The organism is Agarivorans sp. QJM3NY_33, from assembly GCF_050870865.2.
GTDB lineage: Bacteria > Pseudomonadota > Gammaproteobacteria > Enterobacterales > Celerinatantimonadaceae > Agarivorans.
Window position 1 is genome coordinate 1,245,687 of record NZ_CP194039.2, and the last position, 21,281, is coordinate 1,266,967.

General features: G+C 43.4%; 18 protein-coding genes. 10 read left to right on the plus strand and 8 right to left on the minus strand.

The genetic code is table 11. The annotated features are described in order from the left end of the window. Positions 1–15: 15 nt before the first annotated feature. Positions 16–1,470, minus strand: a complete 1,455-nt coding sequence (locus ACRRSY_RS05595; protein ID WP_432454143.1) for an MFS transporter — start codon at positions 1,468–1,470, stop codon at positions 16–18. Positions 1,471–1,579: 109 nt separating this feature from the next. Between ACRRSY_RS05595 and ACRRSY_RS05600 the strand changes: the two genes are divergently transcribed. Next, positions 1,580–2,416, plus strand: a complete 837-nt coding sequence (locus tag ACRRSY_RS05600; RefSeq protein ID WP_432454142.1) for a helix-turn-helix domain-containing protein — start codon at positions 1,580–1,582, stop codon at positions 2,414–2,416. Between the two features lie 26 nt (positions 2,417–2,442). Here the strand turns inward: ACRRSY_RS05600 and ACRRSY_RS05605 are convergent, their stop codons facing one another. Beyond that, entirely contained in the window at positions 2,443–3,621 is a 1,179-nt protein-coding gene (locus tag ACRRSY_RS05605; protein WP_432454141.1) for an MFS transporter, read from the minus strand. 99 nt (positions 3,622–3,720) lie between these two features. Between ACRRSY_RS05605 and ACRRSY_RS05610 the strand changes: the two genes are divergently transcribed. Together ACRRSY_RS05610 and ACRRSY_RS05615 are read left to right on the plus strand one after the other, a co-directional pair. Next, the gene (locus ACRRSY_RS05610) at positions 3,721–4,638 is read left to right on the plus strand and encodes a LysR family transcriptional regulator (RefSeq protein WP_432454140.1); all 918 of its coding nucleotides are present in this window, start codon (positions 3,721–3,723) and stop codon (positions 4,636–4,638) included. Between the two features lie 709 nt (positions 4,639–5,347). After that, on the plus strand, positions 5,348–6,367 hold the full coding sequence (locus ACRRSY_RS05615) for a lipase family protein (RefSeq protein WP_432464516.1): 1,020 nt from the start codon (positions 5,348–5,350) through the stop codon (positions 6,365–6,367). 26 nt (positions 6,368–6,393) lie between these two features. Here the strand turns inward: ACRRSY_RS05615 and ACRRSY_RS05620 are convergent, their stop codons facing one another. Next, the gene (locus ACRRSY_RS05620; protein WP_432454138.1) at positions 6,394–7,884 is read right to left on the minus strand and encodes a UxaA family hydrolase; all 1,491 of its coding nucleotides are present in this window, start codon (positions 7,882–7,884) and stop codon (positions 6,394–6,396) included. A gap of 308 nt (positions 7,885–8,192) precedes the next feature. On the opposite strand from ACRRSY_RS05620, the gene ACRRSY_RS05625 reads away from it, so the two are divergent. The 5 genes from ACRRSY_RS05625 (at position 8,193) to ACRRSY_RS05645 (ending at position 13,498) form a co-directional block, all read left to right on the plus strand. Continuing rightward, entirely contained in the window at positions 8,193–9,629 is a 1,437-nt protein-coding gene (locus ACRRSY_RS05625) for a tagaturonate reductase (protein WP_432454137.1), read from the plus strand. Between the two features lie 44 nt (positions 9,630–9,673). Next, on the plus strand, positions 9,674–10,666 hold the full coding sequence (locus ACRRSY_RS05630; RefSeq protein WP_432454136.1) for a C4-dicarboxylate TRAP transporter substrate-binding protein: 993 nt from the start codon (positions 9,674–9,676) through the stop codon (positions 10,664–10,666). A 96-nt stretch (positions 10,667–10,762) separates the two neighbouring features. Beyond that, positions 10,763–11,248 carry a TRAP transporter small permease gene (locus ACRRSY_RS05635; protein WP_432454135.1) on the plus strand — a complete coding sequence of 162 codons (486 nt, stop codon included), beginning with the start codon at positions 10,763–10,765 and terminating at the stop codon, positions 11,246–11,248. Between the two features lie 2 nt (positions 11,249–11,250). Beyond that, on the plus strand, positions 11,251–12,537 hold the full coding sequence (locus ACRRSY_RS05640) for a TRAP transporter large permease (protein ID WP_432454134.1): 1,287 nt from the start codon (positions 11,251–11,253) through the stop codon (positions 12,535–12,537). A gap of 328 nt (positions 12,538–12,865) precedes the next feature. Beyond that, a complete protein-coding gene (locus ACRRSY_RS05645; protein ID WP_432454133.1) occupies positions 12,866–13,498 on the plus strand; it encodes a bifunctional 4-hydroxy-2-oxoglutarate aldolase/2-dehydro-3-deoxy-phosphogluconate aldolase in 633 nt (210 codons plus the stop codon). Positions 13,499–13,582: 84 nt separating this feature from the next. Here ACRRSY_RS05645 and ACRRSY_RS05650 read toward each other — a convergent pair whose 3' ends face one another. Then, positions 13,583–14,488, minus strand: a complete 906-nt coding sequence (locus ACRRSY_RS05650) for a GntR family transcriptional regulator (protein WP_432458863.1) — start codon at positions 14,486–14,488, stop codon at positions 13,583–13,585. A 133-nt stretch (positions 14,489–14,621) separates the two neighbouring features. Between ACRRSY_RS05650 and ACRRSY_RS05655 the strand changes: the two genes are divergently transcribed. After that, positions 14,622–15,641 carry a zinc-binding alcohol dehydrogenase family protein gene (locus ACRRSY_RS05655; protein ID WP_432454131.1) on the plus strand — a complete coding sequence of 340 codons (1,020 nt, stop codon included), beginning with the start codon at positions 14,622–14,624 and terminating at the stop codon, positions 15,639–15,641. A gap of 134 nt (positions 15,642–15,775) precedes the next feature. On the opposite strand, the gene ACRRSY_RS05660 is transcribed toward ACRRSY_RS05655, so the two are convergent. Continuing rightward, a complete protein-coding gene (locus ACRRSY_RS05660) occupies positions 15,776–16,966 on the minus strand; it encodes a class I SAM-dependent methyltransferase (RefSeq protein ID WP_432454130.1) in 1,191 nt (396 codons plus the stop codon). Between the two features lie 133 nt (positions 16,967–17,099). Continuing rightward, complete coding sequence (locus tag ACRRSY_RS05665) at positions 17,100–17,732, minus strand: glutathione S-transferase family protein (protein WP_432454129.1); 633 nt, start codon at positions 17,730–17,732, stop codon at positions 17,100–17,102. Positions 17,733–17,996: 264 nt separating this feature from the next. Between ACRRSY_RS05665 and ACRRSY_RS05670 the strand changes: the two genes are divergently transcribed. Further along, positions 17,997–18,935: a cation diffusion facilitator family transporter gene (locus ACRRSY_RS05670; RefSeq protein ID WP_432454128.1), complete on the plus strand. Its 939-nt coding sequence runs from the start codon at positions 17,997–17,999 to the stop codon at positions 18,933–18,935. A 116-nt stretch (positions 18,936–19,051) separates the two neighbouring features. Here ACRRSY_RS05670 and ACRRSY_RS05675 read toward each other — a convergent pair whose 3' ends face one another. Further along, on the minus strand, positions 19,052–20,485 hold the full coding sequence (locus tag ACRRSY_RS05675) for a peptidoglycan DD-metalloendopeptidase family protein (protein WP_432454127.1): 1,434 nt from the start codon (positions 20,483–20,485) through the stop codon (positions 19,052–19,054). Positions 20,486–20,566: 81 nt separating this feature from the next. Then, complete coding sequence (locus ACRRSY_RS05680) at positions 20,567–21,016, minus strand: Fur family transcriptional regulator (RefSeq protein WP_432454126.1); 450 nt, start codon at positions 21,014–21,016, stop codon at positions 20,567–20,569. Between the last annotated feature and the right edge of the window lie 265 nt (positions 21,017–21,281).

Genomic DNA, 21,281 nt, shown 5'->3' on the forward strand with positions numbered 1-21,281 from the left:
TATTCGGTCTCATCATTAGGTATCCGATGGCATGAAACCAGTACCGACATCGGCCGTAATTTTAGTTGAACCATTTGACTGCACAGAGCTTAGTTTTGGACTTTGAAAAAATATGAGCGTGCCAATGATGAATAGCCATGTACAAAGCAATCCGGTTGTTGTTGCCATCGCGACCAGATAACCATGCGATAACATGACTGCGTAAATTGCGCCAAAAAAAGCGGTTCCGAGAGCAAAGCATGCTTGCTGTACGGTGATTAATGCACTACTTGCTTCACTAGCATGCTGTTTTCCAACATGAGAAAGGGCAATTCGAAAAGCGGAGGTAAGCATCAAGGCGTTCCCTATTCCGACTAAACCAGTTGCGCTAACAAGATGCCACACCTGTAGCGTACTCCCAAATAACCAGAACAAACCAAGCGTAAGTAAGAAACCGAGAAAAGATAAAACCACGCCAAGGACAAAGCTCCAATAGTGACCGATGCGCTGTGTTATCGGTCGACTGAGTAATGAGCCGACAAAGAACATGATTCCCAAGGCAATAAAGCTATTACCTGATTGAAGTGGCGTAAAATGAAGCTCTGTTTGCAAGCACAGCGCGGTTACAAACAGATACCCAGGATAGGTAAAGGTAACAGTTGCTTCCGCCATGAAACCGCTCATCACCATTGGCGTTTTAAATAATGAAGGAGGGAAGAGTGGTTGTTGACCGCGGATTTCTTTGCGTTTTTCTATGCCCCATAAGCCACAGCCGATAGGGAATAGACCAAGCAATAAGCACCATAGCGTTGGCCATCGTTCGCCCAACGTCACTGGTAGTAATAAACAGAGTAACAACAGTGCGAATAAGGTGATGCCAGCCAAATCCATTTCCGGTTTATGCGCTGCACGGGTTTCAGGAATAATGAAATAACCTACAGCTAAAATCAGCAGGCACACTGGAATATTAACAAAAAATGCAACCCGCCAGCTTAAGCCAAATAAATCAGCGGAAACAAGCCATCCTCCAAGCACTTGCCCAATCGCGACCGAAAGCCCAGCGACTGCCGTATAGAGCCCAACCGCACGACTATGACGCTCACCCGCTAAGGTTGCATGGATCGTAGCAAGAATTTGCGGCATCAATAAGGCGGCAAATACGCCCTGTAAAAGACGACCAGCCAACATCGTAATAATATTTGTCGCAAGCCCACATACTGCAGAAGCAACACAAAACCCAACGATACCAAGCATAAATAGACGCTTTCGACCATAACGCTCGCCTAGGCGTCCGCCCGTCGCAATCAGCGTTGCAAAACTAAGCGCATACACCGCAACAATTAACATTAGTCCTGTTTCATCCGTGACTAGGGTTTGCCCCATCACATCAAGTGAGACGTTCACAATAGAAAAATCGATCTGTGGTAAAAGTTGCCCCATGACCAATAGCAAAAGAGCAAATATTGAAAGCGATTGATGCTTAAGGTTCATAAAAGGTCCCTGAAACGTATCTCAAATCATAATGTCGCGCTATTATGAGTGGAATTTAGAGTCGTACAAGAAACTACTTAGACACGTATAACTGATATCAGGATAGAAGATGCTCGGTAATAACTTGCAAGTTATCGGCGATTTTTTACGTCGTAAACGAGAGAATTTAGCGCCAGAGATGATAGGGCTCCCCAAACCAGCTCGCACTCGAACGCCCGGGTTGAGACGCGAAGACGTGGCCGCTATCGCAGGGATAAGTACCGTGTGGTATAGCAAAATCGAACGAGGAAAGGCTGCAGGTATTTCTCCTGAAGTACTCGCAGCGCTCTGTCAGACACTGCGTTTAAGCTTATCAGAAGAACAATACCTCAAGACGCTTGCCTTATCTGGGCAAACCGAGGTCAAAGATCCGTGTATGTATATCACTCGAGAAACGCAGCGGCTTTTAACACAGTTGAATCCGCTTCCGGCCTTGCTGGTGAATGACTATTTCGACATTATTGAATGTAATCAATCATTTAATCGATTGTGTGGGTTTGATGTGAATGCTCTTCCGGAAGAAGAGCGAAATTATATCTATCTCACCATGACTCACAGCAAATGGCAGCAGTTTTTACAGATCGACGATAAGCATATTCTGGCAGAGCAACTGACCCGGATGGCAGGCTTTTTACGCAGTGCAAGCGCCTCACGTTCCAATGATCTGATCTTAAAAAAACGGGTCTGTCATTTTCAGAATACCTCAGCTATTTTTACTGAAGCATGGGCGCGCAATACCGTGCTACAGCCGGAACAGTTTCAGTTTGATTTTGTACATGCCGAACTAGGTTTGCTCTCGCTTAAAAAACAAATATGGTGGAGCTTTAGTGGCGATACGACTAGCGGTCGATTAAATATTTATCACCCTCAAAATGACGAAGATTACCAACGTTTAGCCAATATCTGATGGCATTCTGTGGTGATAAATAAGGGCTAGTAAGCGTCTGCTAAGCTAGATTTTTTTTGATGAAGACGCCCACGTCTGAAGTACAAAACCATAATCAAGCCAAGCACTGCGGTGCCAGAACCAGCTAAAGGAACCGAAGACAATCCTAGCTCCGCACTAATCACTGCCCCACCGAGCACTGCGCCAAGCGCATTACCAAGATTAAAGGCACCAATATTCATTGCAGATGCCAGATTGGGCGCTTCTTTGGCCTCCTGCACAACCAATGACTGCAATGGTGGAACCATAGCAAAGCTGGCAATGCCCCAGAGGAAGATCAAGGGTGCCGCGAGTATCTGAGATGATGTGCTTACTGAAAAAATCGCGAGTAAGACAATCACTGAAACCAAAGAGACGATCAGCGTTAAATCCAGCGAGCGATCCGCGTAGCGACCACCGAGAATATTTCCGATGGCGAGACCTAAGCCATACAACATCAACATCGCAGTGACAAAAGCCGTTGAGGCATGCGTTTCATCTTGCAAAATTGGCACAATATAAGTAAATACGGTGAACATTGAACTGGCGCTGACGACAGTTAATAGTAACGCCGCCAGTACGGGGCCTTTGGTTAATACCCGAAGTTCATCACGCATGTTCACTTTACGCTCATTAGCAAGTGGTGGTAATGAAATCCTCAAGGCGAACATGGTCACTAAGCCAATTGCAGCAATGGCGAAAAAAGCGGGACGCCAACCAATGGTTTCACCGATAAATGATGCCAAAGGAACGCCACCAATGGTTGCAAGGGTGAGTCCTGAAAACATCGCCGCCACGGCACCCGCACGCTTTTCTATTGGAACTATGCTGGTTGCGACGACAGCACCAACCCCAAAGAAAGCACCATGATTGAATGACGTGACGATTCGTCCAATCATTAATGTGGTATAGCTATCGGCCATCGCGGACACCAAATTACCTAAGGTAAAAATACCCATCGACAGCAGCAGTAAACGTCGGCGTGACATATTGGCAAACGCCAACGTCATGACTGGGGCCCCAATTAAAACCCCAAAGGCATATGCACTAATTAGCAACCCGGCTGTAGGAATCGAAACCGCTAAATCGTGGGCAATAACCGGTAACATCCCCATCGGGGAAAACTCGGTCACACCAATACCAAAAGCACCAATGGCAAGTGCGAACAAAGGAGCATTGAATTTCATATAAAATCTCGTTAATTTATGATGTAAAGGAATATAGCTAAATCGCTAGCCTATGAATATCCTGTTGAATGGTCACACAGCTTTGCATTGGAATCACAAATGAAACAGGGCAAAACAGATAGAACCGCAGAAATGGAAACCTTTCTGTCGGTAGCGTGTACTGGCAGCTTAAGTGGTGCAGCGAGAGAATTAGGGCTCAGCCCATCAGCAGTTAGCCGTATCATGACTCGAATTGAAAAACGACTCGGTATTCGTCTGATTGTGCGCAGTACACGCAGCCTTCATCTTACCAGTGAAGGTGAATCTTACGCACTTGCAGCCCGCAGGATCTTAAAAGATTTAGACGATACAGAATCAGCGCTCGCTAACCGTGGACGCCCCAGTGGGATCATCAAAGTCAGCACTGCGACGGCACATAGTCGGCTAAGCATCGTGCCTTTGTTTAAGGAATTTCTGCAACGCTATCCCAATATTGTGGTCGAGATGGATGTCAGCGATCAAATCAGTAATGTGAGTGCAGGCGATACCGATATTGCTATCCGTTTTGGTCCATTACCAGACAGTGGACTGCATGCCCGTCGCTTGGGAGAGACCGGCCGAACCGTGGTCGCTTCACCCGAGTATCTTGCTGATGCAGGTATTCCACAAACACCAGCGGACTTAAAATATCATAATTGTTTGGATTTTAGTTTTCGACGCTTAGAACCCGGCTGGCCGTTTCGAGAAAATGGTCAGGATTTTATGCTACCGGTAAGCGGTAATATCATCGCAAATAACGGTGAAACTCTCGTTGAACTCGCGCTACAAGGAATTGGAATTACTCGGGTAGGTAATTTTCATATTGAACAGCTTTTGGCCGATGGACAGTTAGTGCCTTTATTAGAAGATTTTAATCCCCAAGACCGAGAATCCATTCATGCTGTTTTCATCGGTGGTCAAAATATCCCTGCGAGGGTTCGTGTATTTGTCGACTACTTGGTTGAGAAAATGATGCAAAGCAGTGCTTCGCAATCATGAAAAGAACATCGTTGTCCAGCCATCATCCGTTAGTTTTTAGCTTGGTATATGCCAATGGCTAGTGATTCCCTTGCTGTAACAAGGCGCTGTTACTTTTCATAAGCAGTTCTCTTTACAAGGAATATGATGAATCAGTGTTTTCAATCTCGATACATTATTGGGCTACATTTCGAAGGAAGTACCGATCGATTAATACTAAATAATCGGGATTTATATCATGAAAAACACAAAAGAGTTTTAAGGGGCAATTCGGGCATGTAAAGCAGGAAGCATTTTGAAAAAAGCAGTGCTATTCAGATTGTCCATTTTGTTGGTATTTGCTTCTGGTTATGGGGGTTATCTGTCTAACTGGATTAGACACAAGAGATAGTCAGGTCAGCCACATTTATAGTCATTTAAACTGCTCTGTCTGGAGTGTTTTTTTTACGTCTAAGCAACGAATCAGTCATATCTGAATTGCTCTCCATTCAGAAATGAACCTCGTGAAATGGACAGTATTCGCTACGATGAGTCCTCTTTAATCCTTGATATGTGATGGTTTCGGTGTGCTTTGTCGTGATTTTAAAAGGGATATTGCTTATTTATTGCTGCGGCTTTCGCGGTGTTGATATTAAACTCGAATGAGTTGATGGGCTTACTTTAAAGTTGGCCGTTGAAAGCGCTATAATTTGGCTTTGATTCATCATGAGTTGCGACATTGATAAAACCGTTGCCCGACCCAAAAACCTACCCGATTGTACCGCCAGATATGGATTACTGTTACTTTGATGAGGCAGAGACATCTCCATTTGAGGCACATAATCAAAGCTTTTCTTTAGTGAATGCAAGTTGGTTAGCCGACTGTGCCTTATTAGTTTACGCCCATCCCGGGTTTGCGCGTTTGGCGTTTAAGTTGGCAGGCTTTGAACATTTTCATTTTTTTAAAGGAACTGGCACCGAATGCATGGCCGCTTGGAATGAGTGTTGTTTGCTGATTAGTTTTCGCGGCACCGAGCTTAAATCGCTCTCTATGCTGTATGAGATGAGTACTAATCTTCAGGCTATTCCAAGCTCATTTTCGCAAGGTGGCAAAGTGCATACTGGGTTTTCTAAAGCCTTAGATGAAATATGGGGGGGCTCCGAAGGATTACATAGGTTTATTCAACAGCGTATTGCTGAAAATCCAGATCGTGCTATTTGGATGACGGGTCATAGCTTGGGGGGCGCTCTGGCTAGCTTGTGTTTTGCTAAAGTGAAACAAGCCACTGGCTTATATATTTTTGGTGCGCCGCGGGTTGGCAATCAAGCTTTTACGGATTTGCATAAAGGTAGGCCTGTATGGCGTGTGGAGCATGCGAAAGATCCCATCCCGATGCTGCCGCCCAATCTACCTGCGTTGCATTTTTGTTATCATGATTTAGGTGAGTTGATTTATATTCAAGCAGATCAACAGTTGCGTTTTCAACGACCAGAAAAAACCGCTGAAGAATACAAGCAACTGATTTGGGATACCATTAAAACTCAGGAAAGTCGGCGCAAAGCCTTAAGCATGAAGCTTCCTGACATAAATCAGCATGTGCGTGAATCGGTGCAGCAATGGTTAGACAACATTAAGCAATTGCAAGGGGATAAGGCGATCAGTATTCGCGATCACATGCCGATATTTTACTGCGTGAAATTATGGAATTTGCGAGCGGCTCAAACCGAAGGTGTAGTCGACCTAACCGAGAATGAACGGCTAGGTCAATGAGTTGGTGGGGTTTATCGGCGTTCGCGTTACAGAGTGACCCCCGATTTAAAAATAGCCAGTTCACGAATGCCGTTCACTTCATTTTTAGTTGGCGCTCCATTGGCAATATCACAGACTAAATCAATAAAACCTTCTAATAGCTGTTCCATTGTTTGGCCGTCAATTAAGGCCCCGGCGTTAAAATCGATCCAATGTGGTTTTTTATTGGCAAGCTCTGAATTTGTTGCAAGTTTTAAGGTGGGAACAAAGCCGCCGTAAGGTGTTCCTCGACCGGTAGAAAATAATACGATATGGCAGCCACTGGCGGCCAATGCCGAGGTTGCTACGGCATCATTACCTGGAGCACTCAGTAAATTAAGCCCCGGAATCGTGAGCCTGTCGGTGTATTTTAATACGCCCATGACCGCGCTAGAGCCAGCTTTTTGAGTGCAGCCCATCGATTTATCTTCAAGGGTTGAAATACCACCTTTTTTATTACCGGGAGATGGATTTTCGTAAATCGGCTGCTTGTGGTCGATAAAATATTGCTTGAAGCTATTAATCATTTCTACGGCAGCGCTGAAAGTGGGTTCGTCGATACAACGTTCAAATAATAGATGTTCTGCGCCAAACATTTCAGGTACTTCGGTTAAAACTGAAGTGCCACCAAGGCTGATGAGGTAATCAGAGAATCGGCCAAGTAAGGGATTAGCAGTAATACCGGATAGACCATCGGAGCCCCCGCATTCGAGACCTACTTTAAGTTTGCCGATACTCATTGGGGTGCGTCGATCCTGTTTCACCACCGCATAAATTTTCTCTAGTTGCGCAACCGCCGCAGTGATTTCATTGTTTTCTCGCTGCGCTTCCATGTACTTCACGCGTTCGTGGTCAACGTCTCCGACTAATTGTTTAAAGGCATCCACTTGATTATTTTCACAGCCTAGCCCCATCACTAAAACTCCGCCTGCATTTGGGTGTTTCACCATATTGGCTAATATTTGGCGGGTATTCTCGTGATCATCACCGAGCTGGGAGCAGCCATAATTATGGGGGAATAAATAAACACCATCGCAGTCTAAGTCTGGGTATTTGCTTCGGAATAGAGTGATCGCTTGTTGAGCGATGCCGTTTACGCAGCCAACCGTTGGGATCACCCATATTTCATTGCGAATAGCAACATCACCATTAGGGCGTTGATAACCGTTAAAGGAGCGTTCAGCCTGTTTTATATCCGCCGGCGGACAAGTGATGGGTTGATAGTGATATTGATGGGTATCGGCAAGATTGGTTTTAATGTTATGGGTATGTACCCATTCACCTTGGCGGATATCGACACTGGCATGACCGATCGCCGAACCATACTTAATAATGTTACAACCTGCGGCAATGTCGCTGAGTGCAACTTTACTGCCTCGATCCAGATCGCTGCTGAGTTCGATGGTTTTATTGCCAATGACTAATTGTTGCTGTTTGTTTAAAGGCTCTAAACAAACTAGAACATTATCTTGAGGATGGAGTTGAATATACTGTTTCATGGGCACCTTTATGCAAGTTACCCTGTCCGACGTAATCAGTTTATTCCCATCGCTGTATTTAAATCAATAAAAAACCGATAAAAATTCCTTAATGCTTAGTTTCTGGGAGATATAGGTAAATTGAATGCCTTATTTGCTCATTCGCTAGCTATTAAAATCATAAAGAACAGATAAAAAACAGATAACAATGATCGATGACACGTTTGCTTACTTTGTTTAATAAAAGCTTATTTTTAACAAATACACTTCAAACACATTCGATAACACCTGTCCGACAAACAGCTTCCCTATCGCATAGGAATAAAGTAATGGAACAACGATTAACCAGAGATAGCGCAGTTTTTCCGACCCGGCCTGAGAAAATAATTCAGTTTGGCGAAGGTAACTTCTTACGCGCATTTATAGATTGGCAATTTGATCTATTGAACGAACATACCGATTTTAATGCAGGTATTACCATTGTTCGGCCAATTGATGCCGGACACCCTAAGTTAGACCAGCAAGGCGGTTTGTACACGGCATTGATTCGAGGAATTAATGAAGTCGGCGAAAGTATCTCTCAGCCTAGAGTGATTAGCTCTGTCAATCGAGAACTGTTGGCATATGGTGAGTTTGACCAGGTGATGGCTATTGCACAGAACCCAGAGCTTGAATGGGTAGTCTCAAATACCACTGAAGCTGGGATTAGCTTCAATGAAAATGACCAACTGACTGATTACCCACCGACATCTTTTCCCGCGAAGGTGACAAAATTTTTGCATCATCGCTTCGTTCATTTTAACGGCAGCGAAGATAAAGGTTTGATTTTTTTACCCTGTGAACTAATTGATTATAATGGGGAAAAGCTACAAGAGTTCGTGATAAAATACGCCCAGCAATGGCAGTTATCAGAAGCGTTTATTGCTTGGGTTAATACGGCCAATACTTTTTGTTCTACGCTGGTAGATAGGATTGTGACTGGCTTTCCAAAAGATGAAATTAATCAACTCGACATTGAACTTGGTTATCATGATGATTTTCTAGTCGCTGCGGAACATTTTTATTTATTTGTGATTCAAGGGCCAAGTTGGCTGAATGAAAAACTTCGTTTAGAGCAGTGCCCACTGAATATAAAGATTGTTTCAGATATTAAGCCTTATAAAGAAAGAAAAGTCGGTATCTTAAATGGTGCACATACGGCGATGGTACCAGTTGCTTATCTTGCTGGTTTAGATACGGTGAGCGAGTCGGTAAATGATCCTCAAATTGCCGAGTTCCTAGAGTGCTTACTTGATGACGAAATTATTCCTGTTCTTAACATGGATAAACAAGAGCTTGATGAGTTTAAAGTAAGTGTTATTAGCCGATTCAAAAACCCATTTATCAAACACTACTTAACTTCGATTGCACTTAACTCTTTAACTAAATTTAAGACTCGCTTATTGCCTCAGCTTATTAGCTATGTTCAGCAAAATGGCTCTGCGCCTAAACATCTTTGTTTTAGTTTGGCTGCATTGTATTGCTTTTATTTAGGGAAAAGAAATGATGAAGATATTCCACTTTCCGATAATCAAGACTTATTAGATAAATTTAGTGTTTGGCGTAAAAAATCAGATAACCATGCTTCAAATATAGAAGGGTTTTTATCGATGGCAGAACACTGGGGTGTTGACCTCACTCGTTTAGCCAATGTGCAATCACTGGTTACCGAATCCTTTAGCAATATAAAAACATTGGGCGTTAAAGAAGCACTATCGCAACTTTAATACTTATTCACGTGAAGTAATAGATAACTACATAAGGGACGTATATGAACATCATAAAAAGAAACTTAAAAAAAGTCGCTGCCGTGATTGGCGTAAGCTTGGCGATGAGTGTTTGCGCGCATGCTACTACTAAAGTAATGATTGCTTATGGTAACCAACCGGGTGAACCGATTGATAAAGCGATGCACTATTGGGCTGAGCAAGTCGCCAAAAAATCAAATGGTGATATCGAGTTCAAATTATTTCCATCAAGTCAGTTGGGCGGTGAAACTGAGCTTTTAGAGCAAGCTAAATTTGGTGCAAATATTATTTCAATCAGCTCTTATGGTTATTTAATGGATACGGTGCCAGATCTGGGGATTATCAATGCGCCCTATCTTTCACAGTCCTTTGAGAAAAAATCAAAATTACTTCATAGTGAGTGGTTTGAGGGCTTAAGTAATCAACTGAGTGAAAAAGGGCTAAAAATTGTCGTTCCCGATGTGGTGTATGGGACTCGCCATTTGTTGTCTAGAAAAGCGGTTTTCTCTCCTGCTGACCTCAAAGGCGAAAAAGTTCGCGTTCAACACTCTAGATTATTTGTGGCAACCGTGAAAGCAATGGGTGGGGTACCCGCACCGATGTCTCTTTCTGATGTTTATCCTGGTCTATCTCAAGGTGTGATTGATGGTGTCGAAAACCCAGCGGTTGTTTTGTTGGGCGGTAAATTTTATGAAGTCGTGAAGAATCTTAATTTAACGGCGCACACCAAGCATATGTCACCATTTGTTGCCGGTACTGATTTCTGGAATAGCTTAAGCAAAACTCAACAGAAAATCATTCTGGATACCAGCCGAGATATGGTTCGTTACGACGCTGAGCTGATCAACAAGGCCGAAAAAGAAGCTATTGATCAGTTGAAAGCTGAGGGTGTTACTGTAAATGAAGTAGACATCAAGGCATTTGAAGCGTCTGCTCGTAAGGTGGTACAAAGCGAATTCCCTGAATGGTCTCCAAACCTTTATCAAGATGTACAAGCTAAGTTAGCTGAGATGTAATTGATTGAGGGGCCACTCTTGGCCCCTCAATATGTGAAACCGGAGAGTGTCATGCACACACAACTTTCTTTAAGTAATTCAAAGGCTTTTAGCAGTATGAAAATAGCTAAAATAATCGACAAAATTAGTCGTGTCGATACTGTAGTGGCCGCTGTTTTTCTTGCGATTATCGTTTTACTTATGGGTTATGGAGTGATTACCCGATATGTATTTAATGCGCCTAGTTCATGGGTGGAAGAAGTTTGCCTCAGCCTTTTTGTTTGGATGACGTTTATGGGAGCCAGTGCATTGATGAGAAGCGATGAATTGGTTCGAATCGACTTTCTAGTTCGAAAATGTCCTCAGCCAGTGGCTTATTTTATCGACAATATATTTAGGCCGATCCTGATGATCATTGCTATCGGCTTTATGATTTACTGGGGTTTTAAGTTATTACCTTTTTCACAAGTGCGTTTTACCCCAGCCTTGAAGATCCCGTACATTTATATTTATGCAGCTGTCCCCGTTAGTGCTTGTCTCATGCTTTATCACCAACTTTGTCAGCTCTATTCGTCTTTAATTTCTCACAATAGGGAAGACTAGTTATGTCTGTCATATTGCCTATTTCTGCATTGTTATTGCTATTTGCCATTGGTATTCCAGTCGCTTTTTGTATATTTATTGCAACCTTATCTTACTTTTTACTGAACGATCATTTACCGATGATGATGCTGGTACAGCGTTTAGCTGGCGGTCTTGAATCGGTGACGCTGTTGGCAATTCCATTTTTTGTGATGGCCGGTGTGTTTATGAATCATTCGGGCATTAGTAATCGCTTACTCAAATTTGCAGAAGTATTGACTGGCCATTTGAATGGCGGTCTTGCTCAGGTCAATGTGGTATTAAGCACTTTAATGGGGGGCTTGTCCGGCTCTAATATTGCTGATGCTGCGATGGGCTCGAAGTTACTGGTTCCACAAATGGTTGCCCGTGGCTATAGCGCCTCGTTTTCTTCTGCGGTAACTGCCGCGTCTTCATTAATCACCCCGATTATTCCACCGGGTATTGCTTTGATTATCTATGGTTATGTGAATAACGTTTCCATTGGTAAGTTATTTTTGGCAGGTTTAATGCCTGGCTTATTACTGTGTTTGATGATGATGGCATTGGTGTCGGCGATTTCCCATAAACGAAATTACGCGCCAATCAGAGAAAAACGAGCCTCAACTAAAGAGATCGCTGTATCAGCAAAAGATGCCTTCTTAGCTTTATTGCTTCCGGTCGTGATTATCGGGGGGATTCGTTTTGGTGTGTTTACGCCAACCGAAGCAGGGGCTGCGGCAGTGTTGTACGCATTGGTACTTGGTATGTTTATTTATAAGGAAATGAATACCAAGTTGTTGTGGGAGGCTACCAAAGAATCCGTTTTATCTGCGGCTAACGTATTACTGATTATATGCGTTGCGGTTGGTTTTTCTAAGTTCCTCACTTGGGAGCAAATTCCCCAAAGTTTAGCCGCTTGGTTAACGAGCTCGGTTGAAAGTCCTTTTACCTTCTTGTTGTTAGTGAATGTGTTCTTACTGATAGTGGGGATGTTTTTGGAAGGTAATGCAGTGATGATCGTACTGGCTCCCCTGTTGGCACCGGTGGCAAAAAGTTATGGCATCGACCCGGTTCATTTTGGCATCATTTTTATCTTCAATAGTGCAATTGGTACCATTACGCCGCCTTTAGGTACGGTGATGTTTACTACCTGTTCCATCACCAAGGTGGCTATCGAAGACTTTGTGAAAGAAGTCTTACCGTTCTGGCTGTTATTACTCGTTGCTTTGGTATTTATTACATATATCCCAATGATTTCTATCGCTTTACCTAATTTGGTGTTTGGTTAAGCATTGGCTGATGGGTCTGCAATAGTTGCTACGTTTAACTTGAACTGTAGCTGCTATTGCATTCGTTGAGGAGACCCGATCACGATATGTAAATAACGAAATAACGAAATAACGAAATAACGAAATAACGAAGTGATGAAGAAGCTTGCGGCTTGTGTTGGTGTGGTTGAACGCTGTCATTATTGGATATTTATAGTGTATAGATTCAGCCTAAAATCCACTCGTAAAGCAGCTGAAAAATAGTTTTGAAGTAAACTTCACCTATCTTAAGATCTTGTTTTATTTAAGATCTTTAGCAAAATTACCATCTTAATGAATAGGATTAACGATGAGTCCGATGATTCAACGGCTCAAGGCTTTAAAAATTATTCCTGTGATTGCGATTGAGAATGCACAGCAGGTCATTCCTTTTGCCAAGATGCTGATTGAACATGGCTTTGTTGCCACCGAAATTGATGGTTGTTGTGAGCTATCGATTGATGCAATTAAGTTATTAAGAGAGCGCCTACCCGAGATGTTGATCGGTGTCGGCGGCTTGTCGACGCTGCAGCAAGTGTTATCCATAAAACAAGCGGGAGCCCATTTCATTGTTAGCACCGCGCCTAATCCACAACTGGTAAAATTTTGTCAAACTGCAGCGCTCCCTCTGGTGATTTCGCTTAATCAGCCAAGTATGATTGAAGTCAGTCGTGAAAAGGGCTTAACCACGCTAGAATATTATCCAGCCGAAGGGATTGAAAATGGTATTTCGCAAGCGCTGCTATTTGCTCCAGATGTTAGTGTTACGCAGCAACAGACTGATGAGGCACCAGATATTCTGCAGATCCCAAGAGTGATATGTCACTTCGATGATTGTGAGGTCGAAAGATTAATCGAGGCTAGGGGGCTGGGTGACAAAATGCTACAGCTGATTAATCAGTCGAATTCAACAACTGAACACTCTCGCTATTTTCTATGGTAGTGAGCGCATCAATATAATTAGAAAATGGATATTGAATTGTTTATTTGACTACGTCATAAAATATAGCTTGGGATTTTAACTGCCTTATAGATTATCCATAATTAAACTATTCTCCATGGACTTTTTAGCTGAATCTAAATGATGACGTAACTCTCCGACTGCACCAATATCATCGCCACTGAGAATTTTAGTTAGTATTGCCATATGTTCTGAAATAGCGATCATATTTCTTTTCCGTAAATCACTATTGTCCCATTGATAGTGGTAGTGAAAAATGACGGAAATAATGTCACAGAACTGGTCCATAAAAGGATTGTTTGCAGCCGATAGGATTAAAGTATGAAACTTATGATCCAAATCGGAAAAGGCTTGATATTCATCAACCACAACATCTCGAAGCTCTCGATGTGAATGCAATAAATATTGTGCTTCTTGCCAGCGCGGATCACTGCGAGGCAGATTCATAAACCGACTTAAGGCATGACATTCCAACATCTCTCTCAGTTCAAATAAACTTGCTGCATAGCTTTTTTCAAATTTCACCATTCGCCAACGACCTCGCTCAATATTTTCAATTAAGCTAAATCGAGAAAAATGAATTAAAAATTCACGTACAATCGTGGTGGAACACTTCGACTGTTTCGAGAGTTCTAACTCGGTAAATTCTTGTCCTGGGAGAATGTATCTTTTTTGGATAGCATTACTAAAGAAATTTTCAAATTCAATCGATTGTAAATCTTTAGACGACAGAAAACGTAGAAAGCTATCTTCTTCCATCGGCGCTCGAGCAATTAAATACTCACCAGATTCAAACTCTAATACACCTTTGTCACAAAGATCTTGCAGCACATAACGTACCGTTGTGCGACTCACACTAAAAAGTTCTGAGAGTGAAGATTGTGAAGGCAAAGGCGATTCGATATGTCCCAAACTGATCGCGTCCAGTAATTGGTTTGCGGTGCCTTCCCTCAAATTCTTATTTCTAGCCATTTTTTACCTCCGAAGCCATTAAATACCATTTAAAAGCAGATTAAATGGCGCTGCGTCACAAACTTTGTTGCGATAAAAATAATAAAAAGCAAGACTAATAAAATAGAGGGAAATCATCAATTAGAGAAAGCTTATGAAGTCATTAATTTGTGAAAAGCCCTACGAATTACAATATGTTGAGCTAGACATCCCCTCAGTGAAGCCAGATGAGGTATTAATAAAAATATCTTCAGTAGGGATATGTGGCACCGATATACATGCCTATACTGGTAATCAACCTTTCTTTAGTTATCCCAGAGTATTAGGTCACGAATTGTGTGGCGATATTTGCCAACTCGGAAGTGAGGTGGGGACTGAGTTTGAAGTTGGCGACAAGGTCGCATTGATCCCTTATGTAGCCTGTTATCAATGTGCCTCTTGTCGCAGCGGAAAAACCAACTGTTGTGAAAATATTTCGGTTATTGGCGTTCACCGAGATGGTGGTTTTAGCGAATATCTTGCGGCGCCTAAAACCAATATTTTGAAAGTGAACGGGGTGGATAATAATACTGCGGCATTGATCGAACCTTTTGCCATTAGTGCCCATGCGGTGCGTCGTGCGCAGCTCGAGCCTGGTGAAGCGGTGTTAGTCGTTGGCGCAGGACCGATTGGTTTAGGCGCTGCGGCGATAGCTGCTGCCGATGGTGCGCATGTGATTGTGGCAGATACCCAATTGGAAAGACGGCAACATGTCGCAAAAGAGCTTAACTTAGCAACGCTTGACCCCTTAGACGAAGGCTTTCAGGCGGCATTGACAGAAGCTTTTGACGGTTCACTGGCGCAAACCATTATTGATGCGACAGGTAATCGACATGCGATGAATGGCGCGGTGAATAACATCCGTCACGGTGGTAAGATTGTCTTTGTTGGCTTGTTTAAAGGAAATCTTGAGATAAGTGATCCTGATTTCCATAAAAAAGAAACCAGCTTATTTGCCAGTCGTAATGCTACTCAAGAAGATTTTGCCAAGGTACAGGGACTCATGAAGGCAGGTAAACTTACCGCTAACATGATGCTTACCCACCGTTTCAATTTTGATCAACTTGGCGAAAACTATCAGCAAAATGTGGTCGACAACAGAGACTTGATTAAAGGCGTGATTGAGTTCAATTAATTTGAACAATGAGATCCACCAGAGGCGAGATTACTATCTTAGAATGAGTTAAAAAAGGGCGTCAACGGAGTTCTTCAGTGACGCTCTTTTTAGCTTTTTGTTAAATAAATGTCTTTAGTTGATACCTTCCGCTGTTATTTGACTCGGCATAAGAAGCCTTTGAGGTAATGGCCTTCGGGGTAGGGGCCACCCACAGGATGGTCTTCAGCCTGTTCCAGACTCTTTAAAAACTGCAGCTCACGTTTGGCATCAATGGCTGCATCGGCAACAATCTTTTGAAAGAGACTGCTTGGCATGAGTCCTGAGCAGGAATAAGTGAGTAACAGGCCGCCTGGGCGAAGCATTTGCATGGCCAGCATATTAATATCTTTATAACCTCTACTGGCGCGGTTTAAACTCGCCTTGCTGTCGACAAATTTTGGTGGATCAAGCACGATCATATCAAATTGTTCATTGCAATCTCGGTATACCCGTAACTGCTTGAAAACGTCGGCGTTGAGTTGGGTGATTTTGCTCGGGTCTAGATTGTTTAACTGGACATTTTGGGCGGCTATTTCAAGGGCTGCGTCGGAGACATCGACGTTGATGACCTTTTTGGCGCCGCCAGCTAGGGCGTAGGTGCCAAAGCCACCTGTGTAACAGAAGCAATTTAGCATTTTCTTATCTTTGGCCAGTTGACCCACTAACTTGCGATTATTGCGTTGGTCGAGGTAGTAACCGGTTTTATGGCCAGTTTCGATATTAATCAGTAGGCGTAAACCATTCTCTTCAATCTCCATCGGCTGAGCGGGAAGCTCGCCATGGAGTAAACCTTGTACCGGTTCTAAACCTTCTTTTTTACGCACATCGACATCTGAGCGCTCGTATATTGCATCGTTGGGAAAGCATTGCTTGAGTGCTTCAATTAAGTTAGCTCGTTGAAATTCGGCACCAGCGCTTAATAGCTGAATCACTAATACATTGGCGTAGCGGTCGATAGTAATGCCGGGAAGGCCATCATTTTCGCCAGCCACTAAACGATAAGCATTGGTGGCGCTAAATTGGCTCAGAATGTCTCGAGCCGCTGCGGCATCTTGCAAGCGCTTAACAAAGAAAGCTTTATCGATGAGCTGAGTTTGCTGGAAACTCCATACTCGGGCGCGGATCTGGGATTCAGGAGAATAAGCGGCAGTGGCTAAATATTTTCCCTCAGCGCTGTAAATTTCCACGGTTTCACCGGATAAAGGCTTACCTGAAACTTTATGAATACCGTTGGAAAAAATCCAAGGGTGGCGACGTAACAAAGCCTTGTCACGTTTTGCTTTAAGAGTAATGATACCGCTCATGATGTATATCCTAGTCTGTAATGCCGCGCATTATAGTCGTCATCTTAGGCATCACCAAGTAGAGTCTGGCTTTATTCGTTAAGCAAGCGGCGAGATGGTCAATTGTCGGTACTGCCGCAAGCAATTCTGCAGCTTAAAGGTGACTCATCGCTTTGCCATTGATTTCTTTTTCCAAACCTCGGTTTAAGGCGGGTCGTTGGCTGACTCGCTTGCGGTAGGCCATTAATTTAGTCGGTAAGGTTTGTTGGAAGCTCATTGCCCAGTTGAGCGTATGACAAAGTAGAATATCAGCCACACTAAATTGCTCCCCTAATAGATAGTCTTGTTCGGGAAGCCATTGCTCGGCAATGGCGGCGGCTTTTGCAAACTCCCAAGTTGCCACTTCTACCATTTCTGGAATACGTTGCGCTTCTGGCAGGGCAAAGCGATGTTTACCAATGCTCCATAGGCCTTGCTCTAATTCACTGATAATGAAACTTAGCCAGCGATGGTGGAGAGCGGCGGCGGCAGTCGCTGGTTGTGGCAACAGCTGCGGACCATATTTTTCAGCAAGATAGAGGCATATTGCTGCCGATTCACTGATGACAAGCTGATCGTCTTTTAGGGCGGGTACTTTGCCACAGGGATTAATTGCGAGATACTCTTCGCCATGATGCTCGCCCGCTTGAAAATCAATGTAGTGGTAGTGCCATTCGAGGTTTAATTCTTCGAGCAGCCAAGACACACGTAGTGAGCGAGAGCGTGGGGTTCCATATAAGGTGATCATCAAGCTATCCTTTTTACAAGTAATCTGTTGGTCGCTATAGCATAGGGGGTAGTGACAGCAAGCGCTATGCTTAAACGGTTTTATTGTTGCTTAAAACAAATACTTAGTCAGCACGATGTGATGAACGATCGACTTGAATCCTTAAAAGGTAAATACGAATTATTTTCAATAACTTAGCTGTGTTTTTATCGCCAGCTTCGACTCGTTTTTATCGATTGAACTGGGTACAATAACGCCTTACTCTTGGTCATTATCGGATAGGTTATGCAACAGCAAGTGCTGAACACGGTTCGCAAAGCAACATGGATAGGCTCAATTGCTAACGTATTTTTAGCGGTATTGAAAATTGGTGTGGGTAAGTTAACTGGTAGCCAAGCCTTGGTGGCTGATGGTGTGCACAGTTTTTCTGATTTGGTCACTGATGCTGCTATTTTACTCGGCTCGCGGTATTGGGCGGCACCAGCCGACAAAGAACACCCCTATGGCCATGGTCGTTTCGAAACGCTCACCAATATTTTTATTGGTGGCTTGTTGGTGGTTGTGGGCTTAGGGATCGCTTGGGATTCAATTAACTCCTTTAATGCTGAGGCGAATCCCAATCCTGGGGTGTTAGCTTTGTGGGCTGCTATCTTGTCAATCGTGGTGAAAGAAGCGTTGTATCGTTGGACTGTGATTCAGGCAAAGAAAGTTAATAGCCGGGCTTTACATGCCAATGCTTGGCATCATCGTAGTGATGCCCTGAGCTCGATGCCTGTTGCAGTCGCTGTGGTGGCGAACTATTTCTTCCCCTATCTCTCCTATTTGGATCAAATAGCGGCTTTGTTGGTGACGGCTATGATTTTAAAAGCTGCTTGGGAAATTGTCTGGCCAGCGATTCAAGAGATCAGTGAAAAACAAGCCGATGAAGATTTAGAACAACGGATTCAACATCACGCCAGCTTAAATGTAGATATTCAAGAAGTGCATGAAATTCGCAACCGTCGAGTGGGAAGCGCTATTCTAGTGGATTTTCACTTGTTGGTTGATCCGCTGATGAGCGTCGAAAAGGCGCATGATATTAGTGAAGAGTTTAAAGAACACTTGATGAAAGAGTTAGATGAGGTGGTTGATGTTATTGTTCATATCGAGCCTTACAACTGTGCGGAGCGGATCATCAATCCTTGTTGTGATGAATGCGCGAGTGACAACTTGGTTTCATCTTAGGCTTCGCCGCTGAGCCATCATGTCGAGTCAGCGTGTATTTTTCAAGCTGACTCGATGTTCTTCGCCGATAAAAAAACGGACTATCTCGTCCGTTTTTTTATCGGGTATATCGTGCATTACCCTGCTTGGATCAGTTGGTTCATTTGATTGACTAACTGTTTAAAGGCTGGACGCTCTTGTTTGTCGATGGATGAAGCCAATGGAATTTTTGCGGTCATTGGATTGACTGCTCGACCGTTTATATGGAATTCATAGTGTAGGTGAGGACCCGTTGTGCGTCCGGTATTTCCGGACTCGGCAATCACTTGACCTCGGGTCACCCGTTGGCCTTTTTTCACCTTAAATTTGTTGAGGTGCAAATAGCGTGAACGATACTTACCGCCGTGTTGGATGACGATGTATTTTCCCGCATAGGGGTGATTTTCGACTCGCATCACCACGCCATCCCCAGCGGCCAGCACAGGGGTGCCAATGGCCACCGAAAAGTCGGTCCCATTATGAGGCGAAATTCTGCCGGTTACTGGATGTTTGCGGCGTGGATTAAATGGCGAACTAACGCGTTGATTATGTTTGAGTGGCACCCGCATAAAAGCCCGAGCAAGGCTTTCGCCTGCTTGGTCGTAATAGTTACCATTGTTAAATAAATAAGCACTATATTGTTTTCCACGATTAAAGATCCGTACCGCACTAATTTCACTTTGGCCAGTGAGAGCATCATCGATAAACTGGCGATTTCTTACCACTTGAAACACATCCCCGGCTCTAAAGTCTCTTTCAAAGCGGATCTTATCTTGAAACATCTGTGCAACTTGCTCGATTTCGCTAGGCGTTAGTCCTACTTTGCGAGCTGATAAATAAAAGCTACCTTGAATCGTGCCTGTAATTGCCTGTTTTTGCCATTGACCATCAATACTAATCGTTTGGTACTCAAAGTTAGTCGCATCGACTCGGGTAAATATAATTTGTTGTGCTGGGTTAAAGGCTAAACGCAAGGACTGTAGCTGTTGGGTGTCATGGTCGATGGTAAAGGTGAGTTTATGCCCTGGGCTTAAGGTATCCAATGCCAGTACCGAAACATCAGCTTCAAGCACTTGGTACATAGTCGTTTGATCTATTTTGAAACGGTTAAAGATCTTGCCTAAGGTATCACCTTCTTTAATGGTATAGCTGTAACTCTGAATGCCGCCAACTTCGGCTGATTTAGTCTGTTGCTGGGGTGCTTTACCTTCCGAGAGTGAGCTCGTTTGGGTATCGGTTGTTGTATCTGTTGGCTTAAATTGTTCGGCGCTGGGTTCTGAACGGGCATCTTGTTTTAGTAAACTAATCGCATCACGCGAGTTGTGAGATAAGGTAAATACAGGACCCTGATGCTCACTGCTAAACTCATTTTCTGGCAACTCAATGAGTTGGCGAGATTGGCTGGTGAGTGGTTGAGTATTTGGCCAAATGCTGGCGATGGTTATCACCGCGCCACAAGCAAGGATAAGCTGCCAGTGTTTACTGGGCAGTCTGCTTGGTCGACGAAAAATGGGGGCTTTGTTGTTAAACATGAAATCTATTACCTGTTACATGCTGTTTTGATACAGCTGTTGTTATTATTCGAGTCAAGTGAGTGGATGTGAGCAAAGCAATCATAAGGTTGCCTTTTGTTGGCAGTGAAGACATAAACCATGAAATTCGTAGCTTTGTGGATGCAAGTGAAAGCCTTGCTGGTCGGCAAAGTGCTGGAGTTCACTTCTTAGAGAGCTCGATAAACTCGGTTGAGCTACTTGCTGGCAATTACTACAAATTAATAATGGTTTGGGACTAAATGGTGCGAGTTGTTGGCTCACCAGATAGCGGCTGCTTGACTCGATATGCTGGATAAAGTGATGTTGAAGCAAAAACTCGAGTGCTCGATAAACCGTGGGCGGTTTAGCTTTGGGTTGTAGCTGTTGTAGCTCAGCCAAAATATCGTAGGCACTGAGTGGATTTTTACTGCGATGTAATATCGCCAATACGACAGAACGGTTGGGGGTGAAGTTAAGCTTAAGCTGTTTACAGTAGTCACTGACATGTTGTAAATAATTTGCTGTAGACATCACTGAACCATTCAAGGGAAAGTATCAGTTGTACCCAAGTCGGGGCTAACTGTAAAAATTGAACGTTACATTATAACAATGAGGCTTTTTTGGCAAGCCATCAGGCGCTTTCAAAAGCAGTTGCCTGATTTTTATTCGATATGTTATTTATTTGGGTGCGGGTTGTTAGTCTATTGAGTGTTTTGGCTAAAATGAATTGAACTTAAGTTCATGAGCTTCTTTTCGGTAAGCTTGATGGGTTCAAGTTTACGGCTAAAAGCTAAAT